This window comes from uncultured Anaerobiospirillum sp. (assembly GCF_902485895.1).
GTDB classification, from domain to species: Bacteria; Pseudomonadota; Gammaproteobacteria; order Enterobacterales; family Succinivibrionaceae; genus Anaerobiospirillum; species Anaerobiospirillum succiniciproducens.
The window spans coordinates 58,770-66,486 of record NZ_CABTML010000098.1 but is presented as its reverse complement, the minus strand read 5'-3'; the positions used below and the strand labels follow the sequence as shown (position 1 = coordinate 66,486).

General features: G+C 43.0%; 2 protein-coding genes and 1 pseudogene. All 3 read left to right on the top strand.

Annotated features, from left to right (window positions below; all coding sequences use genetic code 11):
* The first annotated feature begins 711 nt into the window (after window positions 1–711).
* Window positions 712–2,784: a flagellar biosynthesis protein FlhA gene (gene flhA / locus RDO37_RS07960; RefSeq protein ID WP_303073765.1), complete on the top strand. Its 2,073-nt coding sequence runs from the start codon at window positions 712–714 to the stop codon at window positions 2,782–2,784.
* Between the two features lie 1,128 nt (window positions 2,785–3,912).
* Complete coding sequence (gene flhF / locus RDO37_RS07955; protein WP_044121345.1) at window positions 3,913–5,553, top strand: flagellar biosynthesis protein FlhF; 1,641 nt, start codon at window positions 3,913–3,915, stop codon at window positions 5,551–5,553.
* Window positions 5,554–6,872: 1,319 nt separating this feature from the next.
* Window positions 6,873–7,694, top strand: a pseudogene (locus RDO37_RS07950) (MinD/ParA family protein); the annotation flags it as partial.
* Between the last annotated feature and the right edge of the window lie 23 nt (window positions 7,695–7,717).

The following is a 7,717-nucleotide window of genomic DNA, read 5'->3' as shown; positions in this document are numbered from 1 at the left end:
CGTTCTGCGCTCAAGCCTGCTTTTTAAGAGCTTAATAGCACTGAGCAGCTGGGTCTATAAAAAGATAATTGTCTTTTATATGCCATTCTTAAATTATAGACACAACTCCCCAATGTCAGTGCTTGATGGGTGTGGCTTGAGTTTGGATAGTGCCTTTTGTACATGCTTTTGTTTCACGCATGTAAGAGAAAAAGTGCTAAATTATGTGGGCAATGCAGTTTTGGTGTGGCACTATTCACATAGTTTCACCCAAGTAATGCAATGTCGCTTAGTTTCTTTGTTTAGTCAGGTTATGCGGTTATAATGACCGCCGTAAATTGTTTGCTGCATGCTCAAAAGTGCTTCAAGTTATTGTCTTAGCACTGTTTGAGCGTATGACCATACCAAGAAAAGCTCTCTTGATAAGGATATTGTTTTGACCTGCTCAAGATGCTTTTTTTTTCTATCTTGGATAGAGCCACATATCTCTAGCTGCATTTTCAATGCGATATTTATCAGCTATATGAGGCATCGTATGCGTGGCAAAATCCTTGCATAGAGCCATTAAATCATGGTTTTTTGATTACAGACGGACTTTTGACAGTGAGTTTCTTATCTAACCTCGGTACTAAGATAAGCACCCCTATTAACGGTGCTCTAAGTAAGGCCCAGGCTAACCCTAAGGTTGCAGCCGGTCTCGCTTATGGTGGCGCTGCCGTTAATAAGCTGCGCGTGATTAAGCTTGGTACTCCATTGCTTGTGCTTGCATGTTTAGCAATGGTCACCTTGCCAATTCCTCCATTGCTTCTGGATATGTTGTTCTCATTCAACATTGCCCTGTCAATGGTGGTGCTCTTAGTTGCTATCTACTCCAAGCGTCCTCTAGATTTCGGCTCATTCCCGTCTGTTCTGCTGCTTACTACGATCTTACGTTTGGCATTGAACGTTGCATCTACCCGTGTAATTCTGATTAATGGTCAGGATGGTACCGCCGCTGCCGGTAAAGTGATTGAGGCCTTCGGTCACGTGGTAATGGGTGGTTCGTACACTGTTGGTTTAATCGTATTCGCCATCTTAGTTATTATTAACTTCGTTGTAGTTACCAAGGGTGCTGGACGTATTTCTGAAGTGTCTGCACGTTTCACCTTGGATGCTATGCCTGGTAAGCAGATGGCTATTGACGCCGACCTTAACGCAGGCCTCATCAATCAAGAGCAGGCCCGTGAGCGTCGTAGTGAAATTGCTCGTGAAGCTGACTTCTACGGTTCCATGGACGGTGCGTCCAAGTTCGTTAAAGGTGACGCGATTGCAGGTATTCTGATCCTGTTCATCAACGTCATTGGCGGTATCATCATTGGTACTGCTTTCCACGACTTAAGCTTTGGTGAGTCAGCCCGTATTTATACCTTACTGTCCATTGGTGACGGTCTGGTTGCTCAGATTCCTTCCCTCTTACTCTCTGTAGCAGCTGCGATTATTGTTACTCGTCAGACTGGTTCAGAAAGTGAAATGGGTCAGCAGGTGGTATCAGAACTCTTTAGCCACCCTAAGACCATGTTCATTGTTGCTGGCGTACTCTTTGTTATGGGTATTGTTCCTGGCATGCCACATATCGCTTTCTTAAGCTTAGCCTTAATCTCCATGCTTATTGGCTTCCTTATCAAGCGTAAGCAGCGTCTGGATATGGAAGCTGCTATGGCTCCACCTCCAGTGCCTGATGAGCCAGCTCCAGATCAGCGTGAACTTTCTTGGGACGACGTATCTGAAGTTGATATCATCGGTCTTGAAGTGGGCTATCGTCTTATTCCTATGGTGGATAAGGCTCAAGGTGGTGAGCTTCTCAACCGTGTTAAGGGTGTACGTAAGAAGTTATCTCAGGACTTGGGCTTCCTTATCCCTCCTGTACATATTCGTGATAACCTCGACTTAGGTCCAAACAGCTACCGTATTACTCTCATGGGTGTTACTTTCGGTGAGGCTGAGATTCAGCCTGATCGTGATATGGCGATTAACCCAGGTCAGGTATTCGGTCGTGTTCCTGGTATTGCTACTAAGGATCCGGCTTTCGGTCTTGAGGCTGTATGGATTACCAAGCAGGATAACGATCGTGCTTTAGGTCTTGGCTATACTGTGGTTGACTGCTCAACCGTAGTTGCAACTCACTTATCTCAGATCTTAGCTAATAACTGCGCTTCCTTAATCGGTCAGGAAGAGGTTCAGAACATTCTGGATATTGTTTCCAAGACTCAGCCAAAGCTCGTTGGTGGTCTGGTACCAAACATCGTCAACCTTGGTCTGCTTACCAAGCTCCTGCAGAACTTGCTGCATGAGGGTGTTCCAGTTCGCGATATGCGTACCATCTTAGAGACTTTAGTCGAATACGCTCCAAAGAGTCAGGATCCAGAAGTTCTTACCGCTGCATGCCGTATCGGTCTGCGCCGTCTGATTATTCAGGATATTGTTGGTGGCGATCTCATCATCCCTGTAATCACCTTATCTCCTGATCTTGAGAAGGTATTACATAAGTCTCTTGAGACTGGTGGTGCCGAAGGCGTTGGTATTGAGCCTGGTCTTGCAGACAGAATGCAGAAGTCTCTGTACGAGGCAACTGCCAACCAAGAAATGGCTGGTGAACCTGCAATTCTGCTTACTTCAGGTATCTTGCGTTCAACTCTGTCACGCTTTGTTAAGAACACTATTCCTGGTCTGCGTGTACTCTCTTACCAAGAGATTCCTGATGACAAGCAGATTAAGATTGTGTCAGTAGTTGGTAACAACAACGCACAGCCTCAGTTACGCGGTTAACTAAAGGTATAAATATCTAAAAGCAAAAGACCTCGCACTAGCGGGGTTTTTTGTTATGTGTCTTAGCAAAAACTGAATTTGTAAGAGTTACACAATCAATCAATCAATCAATCAATCAAACATACATACATATTCGTTAGCTTTGCTCAAAGATGTCATACAGCTTTAACGCTAGGTTTTGAGTAAATTTAATTGGATGCCCTACGAAATATCTATATTTGTTTGTCAAAAATTAAAAGGTTGTATGCTAATGGGCTTATGCGGTGGTTCAGTGATGATGAATAAGCCATCCATTAAAATGCTCACAAACCGTGTTGTAACTAGGGTTTAATTGCGATTTTGCATTCACTTTTAGCCATAATGTTAAGTATGCTGGGTAGAATTAGTCATAAGTGCGCCCCAAATTGCGAAGATGTGCGTTAGATGCGTGGTAATGGGGGTAGTTTTTTCATACAATATCCGAACTATGAGAAATTAGCCAAAGACTATCAGCTGATTGCATAGCTAAAATTAGCTTATTGCTTTAGCTGAAAACTTGTCGTTTTCGCAAGAAGTTGTTCAGTAGTTAAATGGTTGCGCACCTGTTGTTTTAAATAGGCGCGGCAAACATCCAAGGGCATTAATTTTGCTTGCTTTTGCCCCTGTTCAACAGTGATTATTCGTCATTTAACCAGGCAATTCTGATTTACGTACAACGCTAAGACTGTTAAAAGCACTTTATCTTTAAAGTGCAGAGACTTCTATCTAGTGTGGATGCATACGAAGCTAAGCCTAAGTTCAGGCTATGCTCAGAGTAATAAAATCAGTTATTGTCACCGTGCCGCTATCTAGATGTTTTGTCTTGATGATTGCATGAGTTTTTGACGCATCACTGCAACTGTCTGCAACTTTAATGTGGTTTTTCGACCTAGTTTGTATAGCCCCTTCAAGCATGGCTGCTTTAAGCTCAATGATATAAACATGAACTTAGACTGTTCATGAGTCATTAAGCTATGAGTAGTGCTATGTGTTGGTGGCAAGCTTTTTTTGTTGCTTAACCTAAACATTGTTTGTTAGGTCTGATGCAAGCTAGATGGTTCATGCCAAAGTCTCGAATCCGGCAAGCTGTAGCGACCATAGGTGGTTTTGATGAAACTAAAACGTTTTGTAGCTAAGGACATGAAAGAGGCTCTTACCTTAGTCAAGGATGAGCTCGGAGATGATGCAATCATCATGTCCAATAAGCGCGTGGCTGCTGGCGTTGAAATTGTGGCGGGCGTAGAGAGTCTGCCAGTTAACAAGCCAAGTACACCTCCAAGTCCGCGCCCTGCACCAACTAATGCAGGTGGTGCTATTAATGCAGCTGCTGGACGTGACTTAGGTGAAGATCAGGTGCAGCTGAGCTCACGTGAGCCTAAAGCGCAGCCTGATCGCCGTCTAATTGGTGGCAAGAGTCAGGCTTATGCTCAAAGTCTGATCGAGATTTTAGAACGCCAGAAGGCCATGTCCAAAGAGCAGGGTGATCAACTGCTTAATGATATTGCAGCAAAGAGTGGACAAACTCGTGAGAGAGATTATGACTACCTCCAATCACGCAGACCTCAGTCTGACTCTTTAAAGGGAACTGGTGTTTCCCGCATTATCAACCCTGTACCTGGAGATGACGACGATATGGCTATTGAGAACAAGAAGGCTGGTCCTTCACGCATTGACCCGTCACTCGACGAGGATGCTGATCTCTTTAAGACTCCACCTCTGCCTTTAGCGCAGCAGCGAGAGTTTAAGAATTTCTTTGTAAAATCTAAGACCAAGCAAGAAAAAGAAGCTTATGAGAGCAAGGCTGGTATCGATACTTACCGCCAGTCTACAGTTACTGATGCTGCAGTACGTAAAGATTTAGAGAAGATGCGTGCTGAGGTTGAAAACATCCGTAAGCTTTTACAATTTGAACTTGCAGGTCTGATGCAAGATAACCGTTCACGTAACGAGCCTGTAAAGGCTATGATCTTTAAGCTTCTGTGCAGCGTAGGCTTCTCAGATAAGGTTTCAGATCACCTTGTAAATCAGCTGCCAGCTGAGATTACTTTCAACGGCGCATGGCGTGAACTTTTAAGTATTTTAGAGCGCTCCATCATCACTGGTGAGGATGAGATCGTATCTAAGGGTGGTATCGTTACCTTAATCGGCCCAGCTGGTGTCGGAAAGACGACTACTCTAGCTAAGCTAGCTGCCCGCTTTGTGATGCGTTATGGACCTCAGCGTGTGGCGATCGTTACAGCTGATCACTATCGTATTGGTGCTGTTGAGCAGATCAAGACCTATGGTCGTATCATGGGATGCTCCACCTTTGCAGTGAAGAACATTGCTGAGTTACCTCAGCTTTTATACACCCTGTCAGATAAGAGCCTCATCTTAGTGGATACTGCTGGTGTAGGATTTAAGGATGAGCGTTTTAATGCTCAGCTCTCTCAGCTTAAGATGCAATCTAGCCTGCAGCTCAAGCACTATTTAGTGCTGCCTTGCACCACTCAGCGCAAGGTATTGCAGCATGCTTATGATCACTTTGCTTCTATCGGTTTAGTTGGTCTCATCTTAACTAAGATCGACGAGTGCCAGAACGTAGGTGATGCTTTATCTTTATGTATTGAGATGAAGCTGCCGATCTCCTACATTACTGATGGTCAGCGTGTGCCTGAGGATTTAGATATTCCAAATCCAAATGCCTTAGCAAGACGTGCTCTGTCTGCTGTAGAGGATGATACTGCTCGCAGCATGCTTAGCAAGGTCTAAGAGACAATACTTTTATCGCGCCTCAAAAAGCTCAATTGCATCGCCATGCATCTTAAGTGCTGCGATCTCATAGCTCTTTGAGGCGTTGTCATTTCAAGGATGCGCAATCATTCTAATCCTGCCCAAACAGATTCGATCTGCGCCAGTCCTACTAAATCGCGCCAAAACCGATCTGATCCCGTCCTACTAAGTCGTACCAAAACTGATTTGCTCTACATCTGCCTAATCTAGCCACTCTAATCTAAGGACAATCTATACCTCATTGAAGATAATGCTTCATATTGTCTTAGATTGATCATAATCCTTGCTAAATGACTACTTAAACTTAGTGCTTTGGCTAATCGATGATGAGCAATTGTAGCCATGCATTTAGACTGCTAAGAGGTCTTTTGGTTGGTGATTGTGCAATGCAGTGAGAACATGTATGCCGCTTGGGCCAATACTGCCTTGTTATTAATACCATATATGTTGCCAAAACCAACAAGATGATGTGATAGAAAATGGTGGTGCTAAGGTTCAGCTAATGGGGCTCGAGTATAGTGTTTACCTGAATGCTAGTGTCAATCTTTTATACATGGCAGCCCATAAGAACTGCTCTTAGAGCAGGCATTAGATACTTTGTTGATATACTTAGTCAATTATGTAAGTTGAGATGTGTATGAACTTTAGTATAATTTGCAAGCTAAATACGATACACTAGCCATTTGTAAGTACGGCTTAATAACTTTTTAGTGCGTTTTTGCAAAGTAGGGCTGATTTTTGCATTGCATAGGCGCAGTAACTTGTCTAAGTCAGATGAGTGTCATTTAAGTTACATTAGATCCATTGATTGTGATCTAGATTGCATGACAATAATCATTATTAAGAATATTTTCTAGTTACAACATTTTTTGCTAACATTGCTCTTAATAAATTAGTCTGCATAACGATTTAATGTAATATATAGATACATATTTTCTTAGATCAAGTAAGCTTGCATCTAGAGTTGGTCTCAATGAGATCTTTTTAGTTAATAACAAGAGCACAATGCGTTTCAGTTCTTGTTTGTATCTCTAGTTGAAAGCTTGATGCATAAAGCCTTTGTTTCGTAGGTATACGTTAGCAAAGCACTATGGTACACATACTATTGAATATGTGCTCCTTAGTTGTAACATCGTGGTAGTGTCTAGCTAATTCAATCAGCTAGCATCTAAGGTAGTCAAAAAGCTATCTGTTACCTAAAGTGTTTTGTTTTACGAAACTTTTACACTCTTTGTGTTGTTCAAGTGTTTAAGCTTCGTTTGTTTGACAAAGAGATTACTATTTAGGGTGTCGTTTGTATGGTACAGAAATACAAATGGAGAAGAGTTAAAGTCATCACCGTTACTGGTGGTAAAGGTGGTGTAGGTAAATCATCTGTCTCCTTAAATCTAGCAGTAGCTCTGTGTCAAATGGGCAAGCACGTCATGCTATTTGACGCTGACTTGGGTCTTGCTAATATCGACGTTATGCTGGGCTTAAAGGTTCACAAGAACTTAGCTCACGTATTACGTGGCGAGTGCTCACTTCAAGAGATTATTCAAGATGGCCCTCAGGGATTACGCATTGTCCCAGCTTCATCAGGTCTCAAGGAGATGGCAGAGTTAAGTGTTGATCAGCATGCAGGTCTGATCCGTGCTTTCTCCTCTTTAGAAGAGCCAGTAGATTTCTTAATCGTTGATACTGCAGCTGGTATTTCTGACATGGTTCTGTCATTTTGCCGTGCTGCGCAAGACGTCATCATGGTGGTTTGCAACGAGTCTACTTCTGTTGCTGACGCTTATGCCCAGATGAAGGTACTGTCAAACGATTACGACGTTTCTAAGTTCCGCATTATTGCCAATCAGGTGCACTCACTTGAAGAAGGCAAGTTTATGTTCAAGAAGCTTGTTACCTTAACTGACAAGTTCTTAGATGTAGCTTTAGAACTGTGCGGCTGTATTCCAATTGATATCAACATGCGCAAAGCTATTCGTCAGCGTACCTGCGTAGTTGATGCATTCCCTCAAGCACCTGCTGCACGTGCTTTTAAGAGCTTAGCTCGTCGCGTGCTTAACTGGCCAATTCCAGATATTCCAGGTGGTTACTTAGAGTTCTTCGTAGAAAACCTTATCAAGCGTCCAGATGATGGCGCTAACCAGAATAC